A 25,977-nucleotide genomic window follows, 5' to 3' on the forward strand; every position below is an offset into this window, starting at 1 on the left:
TTATTTTGCATCGTACCATGTTTTGCCCCAATTGCTATCTGTCAGTAAAGGGACATGTAATGCAACGGCTTGCTCCATCACTTCTTTCACTAAAGCGTCAAGACGAGGCAATTCAGATTCAGGTACTTCAAAGACTAGTTCATCGTGTACTTGCAGCAGCATCGTTGCTGCTAATTTTTCTTCTTTCAAACGTTTCGCCAAATCGATCATGGCAATCTTTAAGATATCCGCCGCACTGCCTTGGATCGGTGTATTGATGGCGGTTCTTTCCGCAAAAGTCCGAATATTGAAATTGCGCGAATTGATATCAGGTAGGTAACGACGGCGATGATACAAGGTTTCAACGTACCCTTTGTCCTTCGCCTCACGAACCACATCCTCCATATACGTTTTCACACCAGGATATTTTTCAAAATACGTATCAATGTATTGTTGGGCGGCTTTTCTGGTGATTCCTAGATTCTGGGATAAGCCATAATCGGAAATACCATAAACGATACCGAAGTTGACCGCTTTGGCTTGACGACGCATATTTGGTGTCACATCTTCTGCTTTTTCGATACCAAAGACTCGCATCGCTGTGCTTGAGTGGATATCTTGACCTTCGATAAAGGCTTCTTTCAAATGGGTATCATCTGAAATATGTGCCAACACTCGTAATTCGATTTGAGAGTAGTCAGAAGAATAGATCACCCAATCAGCTTCTCGTGGCACAAAGGCTTCACGGATCTTTCGACCTTCTTCTAAACGAATCGGAATGTTTTGCAGGTTCGGATCGACAGAACTTAATCGACCAGTTTGGGTCAAGGTTTGTACATATCGTGTATGGACTTTGCCATCCCCTTGGATCACTTTTAATAAACCTTCTACATAGGTTGATTGGATCTTAGCGATTTGACGATAAGTCAAAATGTCTTCAACGATCGGTGCTTGCTCTTTTAGTTGTTCTAACACATCGACTGCTGTCGAATAGCCAGTTTTGGTTTTTTTGATGACTGGTAAGCCCATTTTTTCAAATAAGATCACACCCAATTGTTTCGGTGAGTTTAAATTGAAGGTTTCACCAGCTTCGGCATAGATTTTTTCTTCAATTTCATGCAACCGTTGCGCAAATTCGCCCTTCATCTGATGCAAGCGAGACGCATCAACTTTGATTCCAGTAATCTCCATATCAGCTAAAATCATTGATAAAGGCAATTCCATTTCTTCAAATAGCGCTGTTTGATTCTTCGCTGCCAATTCTTCCGTAAGCTTTGGTGTTAGGTTCGTAATCGCTGCTACTTTACGGGCTAAATGAGCAAAGAAATCTTCCTCATCCGCTGGCAAACCTTTTTTCGCACCTTTTCCATAAATCGCTTCATCCGATTGGATCGCATCATAGCCATAGTGAGCGGCAACACCTGCGATGTCATTATTCGTATCATTCGTGTCTAAAAGATAAGCTGCCAATAAAACATCAAAAGCGATTCCTTTTGGTGCTGTCGTGTATCGGTTTAATGCCACGTACGTGCGTTTGGCATCATAGACGAATTTTTTACGTTCCTCGTCTTTTAACCAATTGGTAAAGACTGGACTTTCAAACAATTCTTCACGATGGCTGACATAAATTTTTTCTTGATTGCCCCAAGCAACACCGACGATGTCTTCCAAATGATAGTTATCCCCCATCATCTCGACATACAATGCTGTGTCTCCTTGGAACATATCTTCTGTTACTTCTTCAACGACCGAAAATAAAATGTCTTCCATCTCAACTGGTTCGGCTGTAATCTGCAACTTCTCTAAGAAGCTATTAAAGTTCATTTCTTGGTAGAATGGCACCAACTTCTCTAAATCTTTGCCTTCATATTTCAGTTTGTCGACATCGACCTCAATGGGCGCATCCACATCGATGGTTGCTAATTGTTTTGAAAGAAAGGCGATCTCACGGTCATTGATCAGGTTTTCTTTCATCTTGCTTTTTTTCATTTCATCGATGTGTTCATAGATCCCCTCAACGGAGCCATATTCCTTCAATAGCTTGATGGCTGTCTTCTCACCAATTTTGGTGACACCAGGAATATTATCGGAAGCATCGCCGGCTAGTCCTTTCATGTCGATGATTTGTAAGGGCGTTAGGCCGTCATATTTTTCAGCCACATGAGCGGGCGTATAACTTTCAATTTCGCTAACTCCTTTGACCGTAATGTCAACTTTCACGTGCTCCGTTGCCAGCTGGGTCAAATCGCGATCGCCAGATAAAACGACGACATCAAACAGCTCTTTGTCGACTTTATTTGCCAATGTGCCAATGATATCATCGGCTTCGTAATTATCTAATTCGTAATATTGAACACCTAACGCGTTGATCAATTCGCGAATGTAAGGCATTTGTTCTTTAAATTCCCCAGGGGTTTTTGAACGTCCGCCTTTATAGTCTTCATACATCGCTGTCCTGAAGGTGGTTTTTCCAGCATCAAAAGCCACTAAAACATGTGTTGGCTGTTCTTTTGCCATCACATTTTCAAACATAGTATGAAACGCATAGATGGCATTTGTGTGCAGCCCATTGGCATTTTTAAACCGTTCTAATGAATTATGCAACGCAAAAAACGCGCGAAAAGCTACACTATTTCCATCAACGAGTAGTAATTTATTTTTTGGCATTTGATTACTCCTTTTCTCAAAAAGTTCCTCTTTATTCTATCAAAGAACGGGCACAAAAGCGATGAATTGCTTTGTTTTCTCTCTCATTTTATACAAAAAAAAAGGCGAGTTTCCTCGCACTTTTTTTAGTTGTTTTTTCCAAAGATTCGCAATAACGCAAGGAATAAGTTGATAAAGTCCAAATACAGTTGTAATGCCATGAAAACGGCCACTCCTGTATTTGCGCCACCATTCGTTGCGAAGTATACATTGCGGATTTGCTGATTGTCATAGGCGGTGATCCCCATAAAGACAAAGACGGTCACGATCGATAAGAAAAAGTCAACCGGTTGACTGCGTAAAATAAATACATTCAAGAGCGTCGAGATGATGATCCCGAGCAACAGACCATAGCCGATACGACCAACTACACTTAGATCCCGTTTGGTCATGATCCCAAATGCTGACATGACACCAAAAGTGACAGCTGCTGAAACAAATGCTCCCACGATCGATCCAAAGTCATAGATCATCAGTGTCACAGACAAGGTCAATCCATTCAAGAGCGAATAGACTAAAAAGCCAGCAACGGTCAAGGACGGATTTTTCTGCGCCTTCACCCCTAATACAATAACTAGAATGATCTGTAAGATCCAAAGACCGGTAAATCCTAGCGGAAAGTTGTCAATAAATTGCAGGGTTTGCGCTTGAAAGACTTCCCCAAATATATAGGCTGAGATCGCACTGATCGCAAGCCCAACGCCGAAGAATAAATACACTTTTGAATAAAAGCGATTTAAGCCTTGGGCTTGGACGGTTTCATTATTTAAATTATTCATCTTGTTGTTCCTCCTCATTTTCTGCTACTGCTTTTGGCGGCTGGACCATGACCACAGCATCTAAAATACGATGATCTTCTGTGTTGATCGCTTCAACCGAAATAGTTACCACGTCTTTCATTTTATCCACTTTGATCACTTCGAATTCAAAGGTCAACGTTTCATAATGATATACAGGTTCAATAAAGTTTACCGAAAAATTGACTACATGAGAGCCAGGACCAGGCAAATGTTTCGATACGGCACTGGTGATGATCCCCATCAACATAATGGATGGTACGATGGGACGCTGGTACTCAGTTTTTTGCGTGTAGTCATGTTGTATATACAAAGGATTGGCATCATTAGTCAGCCCTAAATATAACAACAGTTGATTGTCTTCGATCGATTCTGTTAAGGATAACGAATCGCCTTCCTCGATATCTTCAATACTTTTTCCTATTTTTCGCGGTTTCCCTATATTCAAAATTTAATTCCTCCAAAAAGAATAGTTTCATCTGAGTATATTCTATCAGATGCCGACAAAAGTGCAAGTTCGCGGTGCTGCTTTTGCAAAAACTTCAGATGTAAAAAACTCTTGCAGCAAACACGCCACAAGAGTCTTTGATTACAATACGTTACGAGTTGTATTGCTTAATAGTTTTTCATAGGCTGTCTCAAATTTTTGCACATCGCCTGCTCCCATGAAAATCACGACAGCATTTTGATGATCCAATAGCGGAGATACGTTCTCTTCTTTGATCACAGTTCCGCCTTTTTGAATTTTCTTGCCTAGATCTTCAATTTTAACATCTCCTCGTGATTCACGAGCAGATCCAAAAATGTCACATAGATAGACATGGTCTGCAAGATCCAATGCTTCCGCAAATTCATCCATCAAAGCGATCGTGCGGGTAAAGGTATGTGGCTGGAAGACAGCAATAATTTCTTTCTCTGGATATTTTTGACGAGCGCCATCGATCGTTGCTTTGATTTCTGCAGGATGGTGGGCGTAGTCGTCCACGATCGTCATATCCGCCACGATTTTTTCGCTAAAGCGGCGTTTCACTCCAGGAAATGAAATCATCTCAGCAGCAACTTCTTTCATATCCAATCCTTCTTTGTAAGCCACAGCGATCACACTTAATGCGTTGTTGATGTTGTGCTGACCAAACGCTGGCAAGACAAAATGGCCAATATTTTCACCATGGATAAAGACGTCGAACTCTGAACCTTGGGTGGTGCGTTCAATATTTTTTGCTTGGACATCGTCGTTATCGTTGACGCCGTAATAGTAGATTGGGACATCGGCTTCAAGTTTACGCAAGTATTCATCATCACCAAAAGCAAAGATGCCTTTTTTCACTTGACTTGCCATCGATTGAAAGGCTGAGAAGACATCCTCGATCGAGTGGAAGTAGTCTGGGTGATCAAAATCGATGTTGGTCATGATTGCATAATCCGGTGAATACGCTAAGAAATGACGACGGTATTCACAGGCTTCAAATGAAAAGAATTCCGCATCAGGTTCCCCATGACCAGTCCCATCGCCAATCAAGAAACTTGTTGGACGGATGCCGCTTAAGACATGAGAAAGCAATCCTGTCGTACTGGTTTTCCCGTGAGAACCGGTCACCGCAATACTCGTATAGGGCTGAATGAATTGGCCAATAAAGTCATGATAACGAGTAACTTCTAAACCAAGTTCTTTTGCCCGTACGATTTCTTCGTGGGTGTCAGGGAAAGCATTCCCTTGGATAATGACCATTTCTGGTTGAATGTTTGCTTTATCGAAAGGCAACAATTTGATCGCTGCTTTTTCTAGATCACGTTGAGTGAAGAAATATTCTTCCACATCAGAGCCTTGTACTTGGTAGCCTTTTTCGTGCAGAATCAAAGCCAATGAACTCATACCGGAACCTTTGATTCCAACAAAATGATGTATTTTGTTTTGATTTTCCATTATTATAATCCTCTTTTCTCAAATCCGCGTCGTAAAAAAACGCGTGTATTGACAAATATCAGGTTGTCACACGACCTACATTATCATACAAAATGAAAAAAATAGCAACGAGTTTTATTTTTCGACTTGACTTTTCTCATCATTTCCTATTTCTAGCAAACGTCCACGACATTTTCCACAAACATATTTTTTGATATCCACACGTCGCTGCCGCCGAATCTCGCAGCCGCAATTTTGGCATCGATAGCGATGTTTGGCTGTCCTTTTGGCAGGAGGTGCATAACGCAAGCCTCCCGTTCTTGCCAGCAATGCTTTAAAGGCAGGATCTTGGTGACGGTGACCAAGACCTGCTAAGTGCAAATGATAATGACACAATTCATGCTTGATAATGCCGATAAAAACCTCCATCCCGTGTTCTGTGAGCATGGTTGGATTGAAATCCAAGTGGTGATCACTTAGATGGTAGCGGCCACCGGTTGTTTTTAAGCGGGAATTAAACACCGCTCGATGCGTGAATGGTTTGTTGAAAACAGACAGCGACAGCTCTTCCACCAAATGCTGCAATTCTTGTTGGGTCATTTTGCATTTCCCGGATCGACCATGGTTAAACTGATACGGCCTTTTTTGACATCTACTTGCTCGATCCAAACGGTTACGACATCACCGACGGAAACAACGTCTTTCGGATGCTTTACAAACGAACGGCTCAGCTTCGACAAATGCACCAGTCCATCTTGTTTGACACCGATATCGACGAAAGCACCAAAGTCGATCACATTTCGAACCGTTCCCTTCAGTTCCATTCCCGGTTTTAGGTCCTCCATACTCAGCACATCTTTGCGCAATAATGGGGCTGGCATTTCATCACGCATATCGCGTCCAGGCTGCATTAACGCCTTTAGGATATCCGTGATGGTTTCTTTGCCGACTGACAATTTTGCGGAAAGCTCCGCTGGGCGTAGTTGGGCAAGTTTCGCTTTATTTTCTTCCATTTGCTCTTTCCCTAGCTCCGCTAAAGAAATACCCGCGATCGCCAAAATTTCTTTGGCAGTGTCATAACTTTCTGGATGGATCCCGGTATTGTCCAAAATGACTTTTCCGCCAGGTATCCGCATAAAGCCGATCGCCTGTTCATAAGCTTTTGGTCCTAAGCGAGGGACTTTTTTCAGTTGATTCCGCTGCGTAAATACACCATTTTCTTCTCGATAAGTCACGATATTTTGAGCAGTGGTTTTATTTAAACCAGCTACATGCTGCAAGAGTGCCGCACTTGCGGTATTGACGTCAACGCCAACTTGGTTGACAACAGTCTCAACAACAAAATCCAATTGTTCAGCGAGGCGTTTTTGCGAAACGTCATGCTGGTATTGTCCGACGCCCACGGATTGTGGATCAATTTTGACTAATTCTGCCAAGGGATCTTGCAGACGGCGACCAATACTGATGGCGCTGCGTTCTTCCACTTGCAGATCAGGGAATTCTTGACGAGCGATCGGACTGGCAGAATAAACAGAAGCACCTGCCTCATTCACGATCACATAATATACTTCTTGATCGATCAATTTTAATTGTTCAGCGACGAATTGCTCTGATTCCCGACTCGCAGTCCCATTACCGATTGCGACCATCTCGACTTTATAGGTTTGTAATAAGCGACGAAACGCTGGTCCGGCAGCTTCTCGCTTATTCATAGGCGCTGGTTTATGAGGATAGATCACTTCGATCGCTAGTACTTTTCCAGTCTCATCAATGACGGCTAGTTTACAGCCTGTACGATACGCTGGATCAAAACCTAAAACGACTTTGCCCTTCAATGGCGGCTGCAGCAACAGATTGCGAAGATTTTCTCCAAAAATCGCAATTGCTTGTTCGTCAGCTTTTTCTGTCAATTCATTGCGGATCTCTCGTTCGATGGCTGGTGAAATAAACCGTTTCAGCGCATCAGCAGCTGCAGCTTCAACAAAACCGGCTGCGGGTGAATCCCTATTCGTGATCAATTTGCGACGTAGGTAATCCATGATTTTTTCTTCATCTGCCACAAGGGCGACCTTCAAGATGTCTTCTTGTTCCCCACGATTAGTGGCTAAAATTCGGTGGGATACCATCTTATTGATAGGATGCTGGAAATCGTAATACATTTCATAAACGCCTTTTTCATCTTTTTCAGCATTTTTGACCGTGCTTTGATACAGTCCTTTGTTTGTGTAATAGCTGCGGATCCAACTACGAAACTCTGCAGTATCACCAACGCTTTCTGCAATGATCTCGTGCGCGCCTGCTAAGGCATCTTCTACAGTAGGAACAGCATCACTGATAAATTCGGCCGCTTTTTCTTGAACGTCACCTGCTTTTGGGAAGCTTAACAGCCACTGAGCAAATGGTTCCAAGCCGTTCTCTTTGGCGATCGTCGCTTTGGTGCGTCGTTTTTGTTTATAAGGACGATACAGGTCTTCGACGACCTGCATTTTTGTCGCAGCTAAAATCGCCTGTGATAGTTCAGGCGTTAGCTTTTCTTGTTCTTCTATCAAACGCAAAACCTCTTGCTTGCGTTTCTCTAAGTTTTCTAAGTACTGGTATCGCTCTTCAATTTCTCGAATCTGAACTTCGTCAAGTCCATTCGTCATTTCTTTACGGTAGCGGGCAATAAAGGGGACGGTATTTCCTTCTTGCAATAACTGCAACACCGTACTGATTTGTTTTTGGGTAAAAGCGGTTAATTCTTGTTTTACTAAATCAAGTACCTCTTGATTCATTTCTGCCATTTGTTCTCACCTTTCCTTTGTTGCTTTTGCTATTTTAACATAAAAAAGACAGCCATTGAGCGAACAAGATTGCACGAAAACAATGTTGCTTTCGCGACTCTTGTTATGGCTGCTTTTGTCTTTTCTCAAAAAGACTTTTAAAAGTCTGGTTGCCAAGGACCTGCTAAATTTTGGTATTCGATGTCCTGAACGATCCCTTTGTCATCAAAAATCACGCCATGCACCGATCCACCAAATACTGCCCCGCCATCAATGCCGATTTTGTCGTCTTGTTGCCATAGATCCGTCGTCTGCATATCTCCATGCAGCATGGGCGTGATGGTATGGCCAAAAACGATCGTTTTTCCTGTACGGTTTTTTCCTTTATGAAACGGCTCGCGAATCCAGATAAAATCATGGTCTGCGGTCTTACGCCATTCTTTTTTACTTAAATCCACGCCCGCATGAACAAAGAGATACTTTCCCCATTCATAATAAAGCGGTCGCTCCATCAAAAACTCTATTAAGTCTCGATAGCTACTGCGGATCATTAAGGCGATTTCCGTCGGCGAATACTCCTCAGTAGCGCCTGTATGCAAAAGACTTTCAATCGTTTCTTTGCCGCCATTGCGTACGTAAGCGGCAAACCAATCCTCAGGGGCATTTAGAAATTGCAGAAAATACTCCTCGTGATTGCCGCGTAAATAAATCGCTTGGTATTCTTCGACTAACTTTTTTCCCAGAAAAAAACACTCTTTTGACTTCGGCCCCCGATCATTTAAGTCTCCAATCAAAAGCAGCTGATGGAGCTTAGGGTCATAATCGGTAAGAAGTTTTTTAAACAGATCGGCCATTCCATGAATATCACTGATTGCATATAGATAGTTTTGCATAGTCATTTCCTCCTTAAAGGCAATTGATTCTCTTGTTATCAATTTTAGACCTTTGCCTGTAAAATGTCTTGCAATAAAACGAAAAAACCAACCATTTGTCCTGAACAGTACGACAACATAAAGTCGGGTTCAAAAGGACGAATGATTGGTTACGATCGACAAAAGCTATTTTCCTGATACAGCAAAATAATTGCCATCCGGATCGGCAAAATTGAAAACCAGTTGTTCTTCCATCTGAATCAATTCACCCACTTCTGCTTCCATCTCTAAAAGCTTCTTATAAAGTATCGTAATATCTTCTGCAAAAAACATGATCGATGGGGAATTCAAAGCGACTTCAGGTGAATGTGTTTCGATAAACTCACGGTCATATAAGACAAAATGTGCCTCCGCCTCTTTTGATGGCGCGATTTCAACGACGGATGTTCCATCAACGGTTTGTTGTTCAATGATCACAAACCCTAGTTCTTGCCAAAACTCAACTGCTTTCGTCACATCGTCAACGTATAGCATCACTTGCATTTGATTGGAAAACAATGGGCATCCCTCCTATTTCTCGTTATTCGTCTGCTTCCTTCGCTTCTTGCGCAGCGTTCGAATTGGTATTAAAGTTCAATTGTAAACCTGGTTTGTCGGTCACGATCTCTGTCACTTCATAAGTCAAGCGTTTGACGATATCAAACAAGGGCTCAACCAAGCGATCAGTTTCGGCTTTCGTCAAATCCTCTCCAGAATTGACTTTGCGATTCAAAATATGATTGACTTGTCCGACACGTCCTGACAAAACGTAATCAGGGAACACCAATTGGAATTCTAAGCGGGCACCAATAATACTGTTTTTTTCCATATATTCTTCATCTTTGACTTTTAACGGCGCAAAGCCGACATTCAATTTTGTTTCCATTTCTTTGTCTTTCGGTTTCATATCGAAATGATATGCTTCAACGATCGGTTGTTGTCTTTTTAATTCCACTAGATTCACACTCCTTATCTAAAAGTATAGCATAACCTTTTCTTTGAGCCTACTGTATTCTTTAGACAATAAAAAAAACGGCAAGTGCCGTTTTAATTTGCTTCTTTTAGTGTTGCTAGGTAGTCCAATGCATCTTGGACATTGGCGATCGGAACGATTTTCATGTCTGTGTCTAACTTCTTCGCTGCTGCCACTGCCTCTTCGTAATTCGTTTTAATGGAAGGATCTATTTCACGCTCTTCATCAGTGATTTCATCGTCCGGAGCAAAAAAGATTTCTGCACCACTTTCGCTGGCACTCGCTACTTTTTTGTCAATCCCACCGATTCGACCAACCGTCCCATCAGCTGAGATCGTTCCGGTTCCAGCAATATTATGGCCTTTACGCAAGTTATCTCCAGTTAGCTGTTCATAGATTTCAAGGGTGAACATCAACCCAGCTGAAGGCCCACCGATATTGCCAGAATCGATCACGATCTCTTCATCAGAAGTGATCTCTGTATGATCGACGAGTGAGATACCGATCCCAGCTTTTTGATTGCTTTCCAGTTCAATTAATTTGCCTGTTGCTTCTTTTTCTTCACCATCTTGCAAGTAAGTTACGGTGATCTCATCACCAATGGTTTGACTTTGTACATAGTCGATAAAGTCTTGGCTACTTTTAAATTCTTTGCCATTGACAGCGGTGACGGTATCTCCAACGGATATTTTCCCCGCAAAGCTGGAATTTGGATCAATCCCCATGACATAGACCCCTTTATAGGTCATTTCATAAGGCAAGTCTGCCAGCTTTAATGCTTGCTCAATCGCACTATTTTGCGAGGATTCCATATAATAGTGCTGGATGCGATTGTACTCCTCATCTGTCGCACCGCCTAAAAGTTCTTCCTCACTGATCAAGTCTTGAAATTCATTGAATTTTGTTCCAATCGCCGTAAACACGGTAGCCTGTCGAATCCCGACACTGGTTAAAGAAAAGGAGCCAGCTGAGGTGTCTTCTTTTTGATTGACGGTAATCAATTCTTTTAAATCGATCGTTGCACCGGGTTGCTCGATATAATAAGGAATCGGCAAAAAGGCACAGGCTGCGATGATCAGCGCTAAAACAAACAGGAGAACATATTTGATCGTTGATTTAAGATTCATTGGTATCACGCTTCTTTACTATAGCATCGTAGATATTTTGTGGTAAATATTCCGCAACATCGCCGTTAAAGGTTAAGATTTCTTTCAACAAACTGGAGCTGATGAAACTATGCTTTGCATCTGCTAAAAGAAAGACGGTCTCCAGGGAAGGTTCTAAGTGATGATTCATTTCCATGATGTCCCGCTCATACTCATAATCTTTCACACTGCGAATGCCTCTAAGCAGAAACTGGGCGCCTAGTTTTTTCGCGATCGTGACCGTCAGCTCCGTTTCTTGCGCCAGAATCTTGACGTTTGGAATATGAGCGAGGGCTTCTTCAATTAGATGAACTTTTTCTTCACTTGTAAAAAAACTTTTTTTATTGGTATTTGTAAAAACACCCACGATCAGTTCATCAAAAAGCGTTGCGCCTCGCTCAATCAGATCCACATGACCTGACGTCAGCGGATCAAAACTTCCTGGAAATAAAGCAATCTTTTTCATGTTATCCCTCATTTCTATAGATCGTCACCGCAGATATGCCATAGGTTTGGGCGCGCATCAAATGCAAAGAACCAATCTTTTCTGGCAAGGCGATGGACTTATCTGTTTCGCAAACTACATAAGCAAACGGACGAATCAATTCATCCTTCAGCATAGCTTCTAGCTGTTGCAGGATCTCTTGCTTTGCGTAAGGTGGATCTAAAAATAGATAGTCAAAGCTTTGTCCCTCAGCTGCAAACTGGCGTAAAGCTTGATTGGCATCCATTTTTAGTACCGTGAACTTTTCTGGTTCTTTGGTTATTGCAATATTTTCACGGATCACTTTGATAGCTGGAAAACTACGGTCGACACAAACGGCATGCTCCGCACCACGAGAGACCGCTTCGATCGCTAAGCCCCCGCTCCCACTAAACAGATCCAGTACAACTCCTCCATCTAAATATTGCCCTAACATGTTAAAGATCGCCCCTTTTACTTTGTCTGTCGTGGGGCGAGTGTTATCTCCAGCAAGACTTTTTAATCTGCGGCCACCATATTCTCCGGCTACTACACGCATGCGTTTTTCCCTCCAAGATCTTCGTAAATACAAATATAGCACTGTTTCTATAAATAGCAATAAAAAAATGGCGGTGACTCAAGGCACCCCCACTTTTCTATTACACGTTTTCTGCCAATCGAATCATCGTATTTTTTTCTTCGATATCAAACCCTTCATCTTTCACTGGATAGGCTGCTGATGTACCAATTTTTTCAGCAAAATCCATTTCGACATCTGGTCGATAGGAAGCTTCAACTTGTCGAACAAAGTGAAACTGCTCGATTTTTGTTTTTTTGCTTTCGTATTCTTCTTCGTTCAAATACATGACCACGTATTTCATTTTGCGTGACACATAATGAACGAAGCCAAAACGACGCAAATTTTTTAGTTGACGTAGGCTGTAGACCCATACGATCAATCCTCGACGCTTCTGCATCGTAAAAGGCGTTTTATCCTCGTGCATGACAATTTCCTCCACAACTTGATTTTGATTGAAAAAAAGGACTTCCAGCATCCACTTTGACAGTTGGTGAAAAACACGTAGAAATCGCTACGGTCAGTTCATCCAGCAAACGCTGCAGCTGCGTTTCACTCCAGCGGTACTCGCTCACTTGCTCATTGAGATCCAGCTGTCGCTTAGCTGTGCGCATCGCACGCTTTTTCTCTTTGAAATCAGGGGCATATGCGCCGTACGCTTCAATTCTTTCAAAATCCAGCTTTTTTTCTAAAAACGTTCGCATCAATTCCTGAGCAACAGGATCTTGATGCATAGTTTGTTTCGCTATTTGATAGTTTCTACACGTTTCACTCGCTTTGATTGCCGTTACAAGTGTATCGATTTGATCTTCAATCTCGAAAAAGGCTTCATCGTAAATCATCTGATGTACTATCCTCGGTCCCTTCTACATCTTCTTGCACTAAGACTACCATATTTGCTTCAGAAAAAGCAATTCCTATCTTTTGTGATTGTTCATGGGTCAAACGTTCAGTAAATCTTGGGTTACTGAACCAAGATAAAATAGTAAAGGTTGGATCATAGACAGGCGCTTCAAAAATCGAAGCAGAAGCCTCTAACTCCTTCGCTGCTAATAACTCCTGCCACTCATCGTTCGTCAAAACAAAATTACTCGTTTTTTCCGAAGAAAGAGCACGTTGATAGGAATGGATGCGTTGAGAGGTCAAATGATCCGATAGATTATTCGTCAAATCCGCTAAAAGTCCGACCGCATCTTGATGCGTCTGGGTATCTTGTACAAAGCTTTCCAAACCGATTTGATTACGAAGCTTATCAATAATGACAAAGGCTAACGTCTCTTTTTCAAGATCAGCTTGTGTTTGGTCAATCGTTTGCGAAACTTGAAACAGCGGTCGTTCTCCTTCTGTCAAGGGATAGGGCGCTAACTTAAGCAGGGTCGTCTGATCCAAATAAGTGATCGCCTGCAGTTGAGCCGTCTCTTGATCAAAGAATAAAACAGCAAATGTCCCATTATCAAACGCTACTAAGGGTCGGTAGTTCATATCTTCTTCCATCAACTCAAAACTGATGGTGCGATCATTTTGTGTCAAGGTAAAATTTGGATAAATCATGGTCAGCTCAGTCAAGTCAGTCAAGGTCATGCCCATTGCAAAGGGCGCTAGGGAAGATCCCCCGGCGCCGATCACTTTGATTGCCTGCACACTCTCACCATCCGTATTGATCTCAACATATTGCTGATCGTCTAATTGATTGTAGACCCGAATTTCAAACTCGTAGCCCGAGCGATACGTTTGAACTGGAAGCCCGTAGATTTCTTCAAAATCAGAAACAGGCTCCCCAATCAATTCAGCTAATCCTTGGGCTGCGATTGGTTCATAATTCATGGTCGTTGGTGCTTTGATTGGGTTCTCGATCGTCATTCTTGAATCTGAAGCGTTTTGCATGAATACTGGCTGCAAATACACGATTATCAGGGCTAGGACAAATAAGCCGCAAAATAATAATCCCCTTCGCTTCATCTGCTGATCGACTCCTTATTTTTCTTTGACTTCAATCAGAAGGTCTCCTGACTGGATTGGTTCCCCATCGGTTACGTAAACATGCTCAACTACACCAGAGAAGCGAGCTTCGACGGAAGTTTCCATCTTCATCGCTTCAGTGACCATCAACGTCTGTCCACGTGCCACTCGATCACCTTTTTTGACTAATACTTCTAAAACTGAACCACTCATGGAGGCACCGATTTGTTCTTTGTTCGTTGGCTCTGCTTTGCGTTTTGTTTGAACAGAACTGATGATCGAACTATCTTTCACAACGATTTCTCGTCGTTGACCGTTCAAGTTAAAGAAGAGGGTCCGATTGCCTTCGATATCTGGTTCACCGATTTCATCGAGACGAATGATCAAAATTTTGCCTTTTTCTAATTCGACATTGATCGTTTCGCCTAAGCGCATACCATTAAAGAAGGTTGGTGTATCAAGGACTTTTACATCGGCAAACTGCTCATACGCTTTTCGATAATCAAGGAAGACTTGCGGATACATCAAGTAGCTCAATACTTCTTCGTGTTTTGGTTCATAGCCGATTTTTTCAGCTAGTTCTTGTTTCACTTCGGCAAAATCAACTGGTTTGGCAAAGGCTCCTGGACGTTCCGTAAAGGCTGGGCGTCCTTTTAAGATAATGCGTTGCAATTCTTTCGGGAAACCACCGACTGGCTGACCTAACTCGCCTTGGAAGAAGGTGATCACTGATTCTGGGAAACTCAATGTATCGCCTTTTTCAAAAATATCTTTTTCTGATAAGCTATTTTGTACCATGAAGAGCGCCATATCGCCCACGACTTTCGAAGAAGGTGTCACTTTCACGATGTCTCCAAACATCATATTGACTTCATGATACATTTCTTTGATTTCATCCCATTTTTCGCCTAAACCAACGGCTTTGGCTTGTTGCTGGAGATTGGTATATTGTCCTCCTGGCATCTCATGCTTGTACACTTCCGTTTGAGGGGCGTTCAAGCCATTTTCAAAAGAATGATAGTACATGCGGACATCTTCCCAATAGTGATTCAATTGTTGGATATTATCCACATTGATCTCTGGGCAACGCTCGCCGTTTAAAAGAGCATAATACAAACTACTCATACTTGGCTGACTCGTTGCGCCACTGATAGCTGACATAGCGACATCCACGATATCAACGCCAGCTTTGGTAGCTGCTGAGTAAGTGATAATCCCATTCCCGCTGGTATCATGCGTGTGCAGATGGATCGGTACATCGATCGTATCTTTTAACTCACTGATCAAACGATAAGCCGCTTGCGGTTTTAATAATCCAGCCATATCCTTGATCGCAATAATATGGGCACCAAGATTTTGCAGTTCTTTTGCCATGTCTTTGTAATATTGTACCGAATATTTTTGGCGGGATGGATCATTGATATCCCCTGTATAACAAATCGTCGCTTCTGCAATTTTCCCCGTATCGCGAACGGCTTGGATACTTTTCTCCATTTGTGGGACCCAGTTCAAACTATCAAAGATTCGGAATACATCGATTCCTTGTGCCGCAGATTCTTTGATGAATTCTTCCAAAACATTGTCAGGATAATTGGAATACCCGACAGCGTTGGAGCCTCTAAACAACATTTGTAAGAGTGTATTCGGCATTTTTTTCCTGAACATCCGCAATCTTTCCCATGGATCTTCTGTTAAGAAACGGTACGCAACGTCAAAGGTTGCCCCACCCCACATTTCACTTGAGAACAATTGTGGTAGGCCAGCTTCCGTCATCGCGGCAATTTTCTTAAAGTCATGAGTTCTTACACGAGTTGCCAACAAACTTTGATGGGCATCTCGGAAGGTTGTATCCGTCAGTAAGACATTCTTTTGTTGACCGATCCATTCAACGACACCCTCGGCACCTTTCGTATCTAAAATATTTTTGGCGCTGACAAAATCAGGCGTTGCTTGGATGTGTTGTGGCATCCGTGGTTCATTGTAGAAAGGTTTCTTTTGTTTTTCGATTCCCGGGAATCCATTAATCGTGATTTCACCGATATACTTCATGGTTTTATTTCCACGGTCACGAATCCGAGGGAAATTGAATAGTTCTGGCGTATTGTCGATAAAGGTGGTTTTGGCTTCCCCTGAACGAAAGGCTGGATGAGAAACAACATTACGCATAAAGAGAATGTTTGTTTTCACACCACGTACTCGGAATTCTTTCAGACAGCGCATCATTTTTTGAATTGCTTGGTCGAACGAAGCAGCATGCGTACAGACTTTTACAAGTAGCGAGTCGAAATAAGGGGTTACCACTGCACCGGCATAAGCATTTCCGACATCTAAACGAACCCCAAATCCACCCGGAGAGCGGTAGGTATCGATCTTACCAGTATCTGGCATAAAATTATTCGCTGGATCTTCTGTCGTCACGCGACATTGGATCGCTACACCCTCAAAGCGAATGTCTTTTTGTTCAGGAATTCCGATTTCTTTATGCAAGTCTTTGCCTTGTGCAATCAAAATTTGTGTCGTCACGATGTCTAAATTGGTGATCATTTCAGTGATCGTATGTTCCACTTGGACCCGTGGGTTTACTTCGATAAAGTAGAATTTGTCGCCCTCTACTAAAAATTCCACGGTTCCAGCATTGATATAGCCGACATGCTTCATTAGTTGAACGGCTGCTTGGCATATTTTTTCCCGTTGTTCATCAGTCATTGACACACAAGGTGCCACCTCGACTACTTTTTGGTGGCGACGCTGAACCGAGCAATCACGTTCAAATAAGTGAACGACGTTTCCGTGCGTATCTCCTAAAATTTGGACTTCAATATGTTTTGGATTACTAATGTATTTTTCAACGTAGACTTCATCGCTACCAAATGCCGCTTTGGCTTCACTTTTGGCACGTTCGTAGCCGTCTCTTGCTTCTTTTTCATCATGAGCGACACGCATGCCTCGCCCACCGCCCCCAAGGGCTGCTTTGATCATGATTGGATAATCATGTTCGTTTGCAAAAGCTAAAACGTCATCGATCGATGCAACTGGACCGTCAGAGCCAGGAATCGATTGAATCCCGGCCTCGATCGCTGCTGCTTTTGCTTTGATCTTGTCGCCAAAAATATCTAAATGATGGGTGGATGGTCCGATGAAAATCAAACCTTCTTCTTCACAGCGTTGAGCAAATCCCAGATTTTCTGATAAAAAGCCGTATCCAGGATGGATTCCTTCGGCACCGGCCTTTTTCGCCGTGCGAATGATATCTTCAATGTCTAAATACGCATCGATCGGACGTTTGCCTTTCCCCACTAAATACGCTTCGTCTGCTTTAAAGCGATGGACGGAGTATTCATCCTCCGCAGCATAAATTCCGACAGTTTTGATCCCAAGTTCCGCACATGCGCGGAAGACACGGATCGCGATTTCTCCACGATTGGCAACAAGAATTTTCTTCATCTAATCCACTCCATTCAATTGATCAATAATTCAAATAAACCTGTTTCCTCTTTTCTTCGGCACTGATATTTAACACAAAACCGATACAAATCGATAGCATCAGCAAGCTTGATCCACCTTGACTTAGAAATGGGAACGTGATTCCCGTCAATGGGATCAAACCAGTGATTCCACCTAAATTGATAAAAATCTGAGACATAAATAATGTCCCTATACCTATACACATCATGGAATTAAAGGGATCTCTTGAACGAATACCGACAAGAAAGATCCGTCCCACCATATAGAATAAAACACCTAAAATGATGATCGATGGAATCAGCCCTAATTCTTCCATAACGATCGAAAATATATAATCGGTGTGCGCTTCGTTTAAGAAACCACGTTTTTGGATACTATTTCCAAGCCCGCGCCCGAACAGCCCACCGTTGAACATTGCGTAATACCCATTAACCATTTGATGACCTGTATTGTATTCATCAGCAAACGGGTTCAAAAAAGATGAAAAACGACTATAGACATAGTCGGGTAAAAGCTTACCACCGGTTAGATTCACAAACAAGACGATCAACATACTACCGATAATACCTGCCACACCTAATATTAAGGTATACAGGTAATTCAATCCGCTAGACAATAACACGACAAATGCCAGCAACATAACGATTACAGCATTCCCTAAGTCGGGATAAAGTGCCATGATCCCGGTGTAGACAAAAACGATTCCGATTGGACGCCAAACCGTTTTCCAAAATTCTTGTTGGATACCTTTTTGACGATAAGATAGCGTCACCGATAAAAACCAAATCACAATAAACTTTAAATATTCTGCTGGTTGAATGGAAAAGCCAGCAATCGATAACCAACCGAGTGCCCCATTTCTTCTTGGGAAAAAGAAGGCAGCGATCAATAAAAACAAGATGACGATCATGGCGATCTGGACAAATTTTTTGTTCCGAAAAACATCCGTTTTCATTTTATACATGACAGTGATCGCTATTAGGCTCACCAACCAAAATATTGTTTGATTGATGACGTAAGAAGCAGCTGTGGTCGGTTGTGTGGCGGTCATCGCAACGTAAGATGTGGAACTATAAACCATCATCAAGCCCGTGACACACATAACAATATATGGTAATAAAATACTATAATCTAATAAATGTCTTTTCTTTACTTTCTCTGGCAAGTTTATGCCTCCTTGCCGATGTCAGGTGTCCGCTGGTCCTCGTAGACCTCGCTATACAATTGGTTCAAATCTTTTTCAAGATCCGCCATCAATTGCTGTCCTGTTTGATTATCAACGATCCCCAAGCGGATCGCAAATGCCACTTGCCGTGATAGACCATACATCTGGGTATCAACCACTTCTTCAAATGCTTTGCATTGTGCGATACATAAACTATTTTCTTGGTTTCGGATCAGCTTTTTGATTCGTTCTGCGTCATCTCTCAGCAGATCAAGCGCTTTTGTAGAATCGATTTGCTCCATTCCGGTCCCCCCATTTCTTCGTTTCACCATTATAGCATATTCTTATTCGCTTTTGCATCCATAGATTGGATAGAAATACGGAAATAACGAACTTTAATGAGCATATATTCGAAAAGTTCGCTTTTTGATGATTATCATTCGTGTTTTGGAAATTTTATTCGTTTTATTTATATGATCCGCGCCCGATCTTGTGAAACAAAGGTAAATCGTGAAACACTTTATAAAAAACGTCCTTTACTAAAATTTAAGAAAAGCTATTCTATCAAGTATTCGAAAAAAAATCGGTGCCTGCTTTTCCACAATTACGTTTTAAAAAAAGAACAGGTCCAAAAGTCCCTGTTCTTTCAACTCGCATGAAAAGAAAAATCGTTTACTTTGTTTCGTCGCCGATCTTGCCATCCCCATTGATGTCCTCATCGGAAAGACGTTCGACTTCTTTAATAAAACCTTCGCTCATCTCTTGATAATTTTGCTCACCAACGACCGCATCGTCAGGGATTTGATCGACATTTGCAAAAAACTCAATATGATTGTGTAGGTTTTCAAAGCGCATAGGAGCATCTCCGCCGTATTCGCCATCAAGGTTGATCATTAAACGATTGACCTGTTCTGGTGCGTCTACTTCAAGAAAAGATGTTTTCGTATAAATCAGGCGACGATCGTTGATGTGTTTTCCACCATTCATCATTAAAGCAACTAAGTGGACGATCTCAAAAATATTGGCCGTTTTGACAATGATCAACGAAAATTTCCCATCGTCAAGCTTTGCATCAGGCGCAATCTGTTCAAAGCCCCCCACTGAATTCGTCAGCCCTAAAAAGAACATCGACGCTCCGCCAATGTATTCTCCGTCTTCATACTTTAGATGCATTTTGATTGGTTTGACACGAGGGAGTAATTCCGCTCCTTTTGCTAGATAAGCTAAGTAGCCAAAAACACTTTTCAGTTCAGAAGGAACATCGTAGGTCAATTCCGTTAAGTGCCCACCAGCAGCAATGTTGATAAAATACATGTTGGGTGTTTTTCCGACATCCATTTTCACTGTCTGCTGCTTCAAAATAACTTCCGCAGCTGCTTTGATATCCGTACGGGGAATCTTTAGTGCTCGTGCGTAGTCATTGGTCGTGCCTCCAGGAATGATCGCCATTTTTGGTCGCTTTTCTAAAGGAGCGATCCCATTGACGACTTCATTGATCGTGCCATCCCCACCGGCAGCTACCACCAAATCAAAACCAGCTTCGCCGGCTCTTCTTGCTTCATCACGAGCGGAAAATGGCGCAGCGGTCGTGGCAAATGCACTCGCCTCATAACCGCCAGTTTCCAAAACATCTAAAATATCTGCTAAGTTTTTTCGAATCAATTCTTTCCCAGATGTCGGGTTGTAGATTACTCTTGCTCTTTTCATCGCTTGCCTCTTATCGCTTTGCTAGTTCTTCTTGCAACAGCTTGTTCACAACGCCTGGATTCGCTTGTCCTTTGGTTGCTTTCATGATCTGACCAACTAAGAAACCGACTGCGCGGTCTTTTCCGTTTTTGAAGTCATCGACGGATTGTTGGTTATTATCTAATACTTCATTGATCATTGGTAGTAATTGCGCAGGATCTGATAATTGGATCAATCCTTTGGCTTTTACGACTTCTTCAGCGTCGCCGCCGTTTGTGATCAACTCTTTGAAGACTTTTTTCGCAATCTTCGAACTGATCGTGCCATCGGCGATCAAACGAATCATTCCCGCTAAATTGTCTGGGGTTAATTTCGTTTCTGGCAGTTCCAATTTCTCGCTGTTCAGATACGCTGAAACTTCACCCATCAACCAGTTAGAAGCTTGTTTAGGATCAGCACCAGCATCGATGGTTTTTTCAAAGAAATCGGACATTTCTTTTGATAAAGTCAAGACCATTGCATCATATTCTGGTAAGCCCAATTCAGAGATGTAACGGGCACGACGTTTTTGCGGCATTTCTGGCAAGCTTTGACGTACACGTTCGATCCATTCATCATCGATCACAAACCGTGGGATATCTGGTTCTGGGAAGTAACGATAATCAGAAGAACCTTCTTTGACACGCATCAATAAGGTTTTGCTGGTTGCTTCATCAAAACGTCGAGTTTCTTGTTGGATCTCGCCTCCAGAAAGCAATACTTTGGCTTGGCGTTTTTCTTCAAATGCCAACCCTTTTTTCACGAAGGACATAGAGTTTAAGTTTTTCAGTTCTGTTTTTGTTCCGAATTGTTCTTGGCCGTAAGGTCGCAACGAAATATTCGCATCACAACGCATGGAACCTTCTTCCATCTTCACATCGGATACTTCTGTAAACAAGATGATTGAACGCAACGCTTCTAGATACGCATATGCTTCTTCTGGTGAACGCATATCCGCTTCGGAAACGATCTCGATCAAAGGGGTTCCTTGACGATTTAGATCAACATAAGAATAACCGCCTTTGCCGTGCATGTTTTTCCCAGCATCTTCTTCCAAATGAACTCGCTCGATGCGAATCTTTTTCTTTTTGCCTTCCACTTCGATCTCGATCCATCCATCATGACCGATCGGTTGATCGAATTGCGAAATTTGATACGCTTTTGGATTGTCGGGATAGAAATAGTTTTTGCGGTCGAAATGCGTTTCTTTTGAGATTTCACAATTCAGCGCAAGCGCAGCTTTCATCCCAAATTCGATAGCCGCTTTGTTCATTACTGGTAAAACACCTGGATAGCCCCAGTCGATCACATTCGTGTTGCTATTTGGTTCAGCGCCAAAGTGAGCAGGTGCTGGAGAAAAAATCTTTGATTCTGTTTTTAATTCTACGTGGACTTCAAGCCCAATGACTGTTTCGAAGTTCATGCCTTATCCCCTCCTAAAATCACTGGTTTTTTCGTGTGGAAATCAGTTGCTTGTTCAAAGGCATAAGCCGCTTTATACATGGTTGCTTCATCAAAATGTTTCCCAATGATCTGCAAGCCGACTGGCAGTCCTTCAGAAAAACCTGCTGGGATCGACATCCCTGGCAGTCCTGCTAAGTTCACAGGAATGGTTAAAATATCATTCAAGTACATGGTGATCGGATCATTGATGTTTTCTCCAATACCAAATGCTACCGTTGGGGAAGCTGGGCCAATGATCAAGTCGTATTGGCTGAAGACCTTATCGAAATCTTGTTTGATCAACGTCCGTACTTGACCGGCTTTTTTGAAGTAGGCATCGTAGTAGCCAGCACTTAGTGAAAACGTACCTAACATGATCCGGCGTTTTACTTCTTCCCCGAATCCTTCACTGCGAGAATTGACATAGACATCTTCTAGATTGCTGACATTTTCTGAACGGAAACCATAACGAATACCGTCAAAACGTTGCAAATTAGAACTTGCTTCAGAAGAAGCGATGATATAGTAAACGGCTACCCCGTATTTTGAGTGTGGCAAGCTGACTTCTTCCACAGTCGCTCCTAGCGCACGGAAAGTGTCCGCTGCTTTTAAGATTGCTTCTCGAACGCCTGCTTGGATCCCTTCACCTAAGTATTCTTTAGGCAAAGCGACTTTCATTCCTTTGATATCACCCGTCAAACCTGCTGTAAAATCAGGAACAGCAGCGCCTGCTGACGTACTATCTTTCGCATCAAACCCACTGATGGCATTTAATGCAAAGGCATTGTCTTTCACACCACGCGTCATCGGACCAATTTGATCTAAAGATGATGCAAACGCGATCAGACCAAAACGAGAAACCCGTCCGTAGGTTGGCTTCATCCCGACGATTCCATTGAAAGCTGCTGGTTGACGAATCGAACCACCCGTATCGCTACCTAATGATAGGGGGACTTGTCCAGCTGCAACGGCAGCCGCCGAGCCACCTGATGAACCACCAGGTACTTTTGTTTCGTCCCAAGCGTTTTTCGTTTTCTTAAAGAACGATGTTTCGGTACTTGCGCCCATGGCAAATTCATCCATATTTAACTTACCAACTGGAATCATGTCTGCTTGATAAACTTTGTCCATAACGGTCGCATCGTAAATTGGATCAAAATTACCTAAGATTTTTGAAGCAGCTGTTGTCCGCAAATCTTTGGTAACGATGTTGTCTTTGATTCCGATTGGAATTCCCGCCAACACATTGCTTTCAGTGATGCCTTTTTGATCGATGGCTTGTGCCAATTCCTGCGCTTTTTCTTCATTCAACGCTAGAAACGCATCGACTTTCGGCTCTGTTTCTTTAATGCGAGCAAAGGTTTCGCTCGTTAAGTCTGTTGCAGTAATTTCCTTTGACACTAATAAGCTGTGTAATTCTTCTAAGCTTTTTTTATATAATTCAGTCATTAGGCACCCGCCTCCCCATTATCAATGATTGCAGGCACTTTGATAAAGCCTTCTTCGGATTCTGGAACATTTTTCATTAATTCATCACGGTCCCAGCCGCCGGTCGTTACATCTTCACGCATCACGTTAATCGTTTCTGCGACATTCGATGTGAATGGTACTCCTGTGGTGTCCACTTCTTCAAGTGTTTCAACCATATCAATAATTTTCCCTAGCTGAGAGGTAAACTCATGTAATTCATCGTCTGAGAATGAAAGTTTTGCTAGTTTGGCAACGTGTTTGACTTGTTCTTCGCTGATCGCCATAAAATCCTCCTCTTTCTCGTATCCGTAATTTACGTTTACGTTTTTCCAATGTATTGTATCATTTTTTTAACAAATCATGAAATAGAATTTGAAAATTATCAAATATAATTGCAAATAAAAGCAGAAATCATTTCTTTCCTCGTAGTGCAGGGAAGAAATGATTTCAATTAGACAAGAAAAAACAACTGCTTCTCGTCTGTGACAATGCTTAAAGGTTATTGATCTGCCGAATGACTGCCTTCGATCGCAGCCACCATTTGAGCTTCATCCCAAACGGTGACACCTAGGGATTGTGCTTTGGTCAGTTTGCTGCCTGCCTCTTCCCCAGCAACAACGATATCGGTCTTTTTCGATACACTCCCTGTTACCTTCCCACCGAGATTTTCAATTCGTTCCTTGGCTTCTTCACGAGTGAAGTGACTTAATTTTCCTGTTAAAACGACGGTTTTCTCTTTAAATGGTGATTCGACGTCTTCCAACTGTTCATTTCTAAGCCCCAAATAAGCAAAGTTGACACCCGCTCTTTCAAGTTCATCTAACAGGTCGTGAACTTCTTGATTGTCAAAATACGTGACGACACTTTCAGCAATCGTTGCGCCGATAGCTTCTAGCGAAATGATTTCTTCTTCCTTGGCTTTGCTGAGCGCCCGCAGATCACCGAAATGTTCTGCTAAAATCCGAGCCGCTTTCGCACCGACATGACGGATGCCTAGCCCAAAAATCAAACGTTCAACCGAATTTCCTTTACTTTGATGAATCGCCCGCAACAGGTTATTGGCTGATTTCTCTTTGATTTTATCAAGGGTCAACAATTGTTCTTCTGTTAAAAAGTACAAGTCGGCCACATCTTTAACTAAGGATTTATCGAACATTTGCTCTAAAACACGGGGCCCTAAACCGTCAATGTTCATAGCATTCCGTGAAACGAAATGGCTGAGTCCTTCTTTGATCTGTGCTGGACACTTTGGATTGATACAACGCAAGGCAACTTCTTCATCTAAATGGATCAGCTCACTCCCACATTCGGGACAATGTGTAGGCGATTCAAAGGGTTGACTTGCTTCTGTTCGTTTTTCTTCCAAGACTTTCGCAACCTCTGGAATAATGTCCCCCGCCTTATAGATGATGACCGAATCGCCAATGCGTATGTCTTTCATTTTAATGAAATCTACATTATGGAGACTGGCACGGCTGACCGTCGTTCCAGCAACACGAACAGGGGTCATAACAGCGGTCGGTGTCACAACACCCGTCCGTCCCACGGTCCATTCGATCGTTTCGATCACTGTTTCCGCTTCTTCCGGTGGAAACTTATATGCTGCCGCCCATCGGGGTGCTTTTACGGTAAAGCCTAGCGCATCTTGATCTTTGAAATTATTGACTTTGATGACTACGCCGTCAATCTCATAGGGAAGCTCACTGCGCTTGTCATGAAACTTTTCGATATATGCCCAAACCTCATCGATGGTGTGACACACTCTGCGTTCGTGATTTGTACGAAAGCCTAATTGATCCAGTTCATTCAATGCTGAAAATTGATCATTGGCTTCAATTGGTCCAAAGTCAGCTAGTGTGTACAAGAAGGTGCTTAAGTTTCTTTGGGCTGCGATCCGTGTGTCTAATTGTCGCAAGCTTCCAGCCGCTGCGTTTCTAGGATTGGCAAAAACTTCCGCCCCTTCTTCTTCTCGCTGTTGATTCAATTTCAAAAACGAAGCCTTTGGCATATAGCATTCGCCACGAACTTCCAACGAGATCGGTTCTTTTAATTTCAGTGGAATCGATTTGACGGTCTTTAGGTTTTCTGTAATGTTTTCACCTACCGTACCATCTCCTCGAGTTGCTCCACGAACAAAGCGCCCTTCTTCATATTTCAAGGAAATTGACAATCCATCGATCTTTAACTCGCAGACATAATCTACCGCTTTCCCCAGTGCTTTTTGAACACGGGCATCAAAAGCCACGATTCCTTCTTTGTCAAAGACATCGTTCAGGCTATACAGCGGAATATCATGCGTGACCTTTTCAAAGCCAGGTAAAATGATACCGCCTACTCGTTGGGTGGGTGAGTCTTCGGTTACTAGCTGCGGATAATTGGTTTCAATTTCAACCAGTTCTGCATATAGCTGATCATAGAGATAATCTTCCACGGAAGGCTGATCTTTTACATAGTATTCGTAAGCATACTGATTTAATTGTGTGCGCAGCTCTTCTGCTCGTGATTGGATTTCTTTTGAAGGGACATCCATCCTA

Annotated in this window: 23 protein-coding genes; all 23 read right to left on the reverse strand. The window is 42.5% G+C overall.

Translation table 11 applies throughout. The annotated features are described in order from the left end of the window. The 23 genes from polA to ligA all read right to left on the reverse strand — a co-directional run bounded on the left by polA (window position 1) and on the right by ligA (window position 25,973). On the reverse strand, window positions 1–2,646 hold the full coding sequence (gene polA / locus P0G38_RS09530; protein ID WP_275850410.1) for a DNA polymerase I: 2,646 nt from the start codon (window positions 2,644–2,646) through the stop codon (window positions 1–3). 125 nt (window positions 2,647–2,771) lie between these two features. Next, the gene (locus tag P0G38_RS09535; protein WP_016609519.1) at window positions 2,772–3,464 is read right to left on the reverse strand and encodes a Bax inhibitor-1/YccA family protein; all 693 of its coding nucleotides are present in this window, start codon (window positions 3,462–3,464) and stop codon (window positions 2,772–2,774) included. Continuing rightward, complete coding sequence (locus P0G38_RS09540) at window positions 3,457–3,930, reverse strand: MaoC family dehydratase (protein ID WP_005225996.1); 474 nt, start codon at window positions 3,928–3,930, stop codon at window positions 3,457–3,459. The genes P0G38_RS09535 and P0G38_RS09540 overlap by 8 nt, the downstream gene beginning before the upstream one ends. A gap of 141 nt (window positions 3,931–4,071) precedes the next feature. After that, a complete protein-coding gene (murC, locus tag P0G38_RS09545; RefSeq protein WP_005225995.1) occupies window positions 4,072–5,406 on the reverse strand; it encodes a UDP-N-acetylmuramate--L-alanine ligase in 1,335 nt (444 codons plus the stop codon). Window positions 5,407–5,520: 114 nt separating this feature from the next. Further along, window positions 5,521–5,985: a SprT family protein gene (locus P0G38_RS09550; protein ID WP_005225994.1), complete on the reverse strand. Its 465-nt coding sequence runs from the start codon at window positions 5,983–5,985 to the stop codon at window positions 5,521–5,523. Continuing rightward, the gene (locus P0G38_RS09555; RefSeq protein WP_275850415.1) at window positions 5,982–8,168 is read right to left on the reverse strand and encodes a Tex family protein; all 2,187 of its coding nucleotides are present in this window, start codon (window positions 8,166–8,168) and stop codon (window positions 5,982–5,984) included. Before P0G38_RS09555 ends, P0G38_RS09550 begins: the two co-directional genes overlap by 4 nt. Before the next feature lie 137 nt (window positions 8,169–8,305). After that, complete coding sequence (locus tag P0G38_RS09560) at window positions 8,306–9,040, reverse strand: metallophosphoesterase family protein (RefSeq protein ID WP_275850417.1); 735 nt, start codon at window positions 9,038–9,040, stop codon at window positions 8,306–8,308. Window positions 9,041–9,205: 165 nt separating this feature from the next. Next, a complete protein-coding gene (locus P0G38_RS09565; RefSeq protein WP_015509625.1) occupies window positions 9,206–9,577 on the reverse strand; it encodes a VOC family protein in 372 nt (123 codons plus the stop codon). A gap of 22 nt (window positions 9,578–9,599) precedes the next feature. Then, complete coding sequence (locus P0G38_RS09570; RefSeq protein WP_005225990.1) at window positions 9,600–10,013, reverse strand: DUF1149 family protein; 414 nt, start codon at window positions 10,011–10,013, stop codon at window positions 9,600–9,602. A gap of 92 nt (window positions 10,014–10,105) precedes the next feature. After that, a complete protein-coding gene (locus tag P0G38_RS09575; RefSeq protein WP_275850421.1) occupies window positions 10,106–11,158 on the reverse strand; it encodes a SepM family pheromone-processing serine protease in 1,053 nt (350 codons plus the stop codon). Beyond that, entirely contained in the window at window positions 11,148–11,642 is a 495-nt protein-coding gene (gene coaD / locus P0G38_RS09580; protein WP_005231326.1) for a pantetheine-phosphate adenylyltransferase, read from the reverse strand. The genes P0G38_RS09575 and coaD overlap by 11 nt, the downstream gene beginning before the upstream one ends. Window position 11,643: 1 nt before the next feature. Further along, window positions 11,644–12,198 (reverse strand): 16S rRNA (guanine(966)-N(2))-methyltransferase RsmD, encoded by a 555-nt coding sequence (rsmD, locus tag P0G38_RS09585; protein ID WP_142968387.1) that lies wholly within the window; start codon window positions 12,196–12,198, stop codon window positions 11,644–11,646. A 100-nt stretch (window positions 12,199–12,298) separates the two neighbouring features. After that, a complete protein-coding gene (locus P0G38_RS09590) occupies window positions 12,299–12,643 on the reverse strand; it encodes a YlbG family protein (protein ID WP_005225986.1) in 345 nt (114 codons plus the stop codon). Beyond that, window positions 12,630–13,058 (reverse strand): YlbF/YmcA family competence regulator, encoded by a 429-nt coding sequence (locus P0G38_RS09595; protein WP_275850425.1) that lies wholly within the window; start codon window positions 13,056–13,058, stop codon window positions 12,630–12,632. The genes P0G38_RS09590 and P0G38_RS09595 overlap by 14 nt, the downstream gene beginning before the upstream one ends. Beyond that, the gene (locus P0G38_RS09600) at window positions 13,045–14,175 is read right to left on the reverse strand and encodes a CAP-associated domain-containing protein (RefSeq protein ID WP_275850427.1); all 1,131 of its coding nucleotides are present in this window, start codon (window positions 14,173–14,175) and stop codon (window positions 13,045–13,047) included. The genes P0G38_RS09595 and P0G38_RS09600 overlap by 14 nt, the downstream gene beginning before the upstream one ends. A gap of 15 nt (window positions 14,176–14,190) precedes the next feature. Further along, window positions 14,191–17,619 (reverse strand): pyruvate carboxylase, encoded by a 3,429-nt coding sequence (locus P0G38_RS09605; protein ID WP_275850429.1) that lies wholly within the window; start codon window positions 17,617–17,619, stop codon window positions 14,191–14,193. A 22-nt stretch (window positions 17,620–17,641) separates the two neighbouring features. Continuing rightward, window positions 17,642–18,805, reverse strand: a complete 1,164-nt coding sequence (locus tag P0G38_RS09610) for an FtsW/RodA/SpoVE family cell cycle protein (protein WP_194192831.1) — start codon at window positions 18,803–18,805, stop codon at window positions 17,642–17,644. Between the two features lie 2 nt (window positions 18,806–18,807). Further along, the gene (locus tag P0G38_RS09615; protein ID WP_010748186.1) at window positions 18,808–19,107 is read right to left on the reverse strand and encodes an Fpa/YlaN family protein; all 300 of its coding nucleotides are present in this window, start codon (window positions 19,105–19,107) and stop codon (window positions 18,808–18,810) included. Window positions 19,108–19,477: 370 nt separating this feature from the next. After that, window positions 19,478–20,512, reverse strand: a complete 1,035-nt coding sequence (locus tag P0G38_RS09620; protein WP_005225980.1) for a diacylglycerol kinase — start codon at window positions 20,510–20,512, stop codon at window positions 19,478–19,480. A gap of 10 nt (window positions 20,513–20,522) precedes the next feature. After that, window positions 20,523–21,953 (reverse strand): Asp-tRNA(Asn)/Glu-tRNA(Gln) amidotransferase subunit GatB, encoded by a 1,431-nt coding sequence (gene gatB / locus P0G38_RS09625; RefSeq protein WP_005225979.1) that lies wholly within the window; start codon window positions 21,951–21,953, stop codon window positions 20,523–20,525. Next, complete coding sequence (gene gatA / locus P0G38_RS09630) at window positions 21,950–23,422, reverse strand: Asp-tRNA(Asn)/Glu-tRNA(Gln) amidotransferase subunit GatA (protein WP_010748184.1); 1,473 nt, start codon at window positions 23,420–23,422, stop codon at window positions 21,950–21,952. Before gatA ends, gatB begins: the two co-directional genes overlap by 4 nt. After that, a complete protein-coding gene (gene gatC / locus P0G38_RS09635) occupies window positions 23,422–23,727 on the reverse strand; it encodes an Asp-tRNA(Asn)/Glu-tRNA(Gln) amidotransferase subunit GatC (RefSeq protein ID WP_005225977.1) in 306 nt (101 codons plus the stop codon). Before gatC ends, gatA begins: the two co-directional genes overlap by 1 nt. Window positions 23,728–23,942: 215 nt before the next feature. Further along, window positions 23,943–25,973 (reverse strand): NAD-dependent DNA ligase LigA, encoded by a 2,031-nt coding sequence (gene ligA / locus P0G38_RS09640; RefSeq protein ID WP_074535979.1) that lies wholly within the window; start codon window positions 25,971–25,973, stop codon window positions 23,943–23,945. Window positions 25,974–25,977: the final 4 nt, after the last annotated feature.

It is taken from the genome of Enterococcus casseliflavus (assembly GCF_029215545.1).
Taxonomy (GTDB): domain Bacteria; phylum Bacillota; class Bacilli; order Lactobacillales; family Enterococcaceae; genus Enterococcus_D; species Enterococcus_D casseliflavus.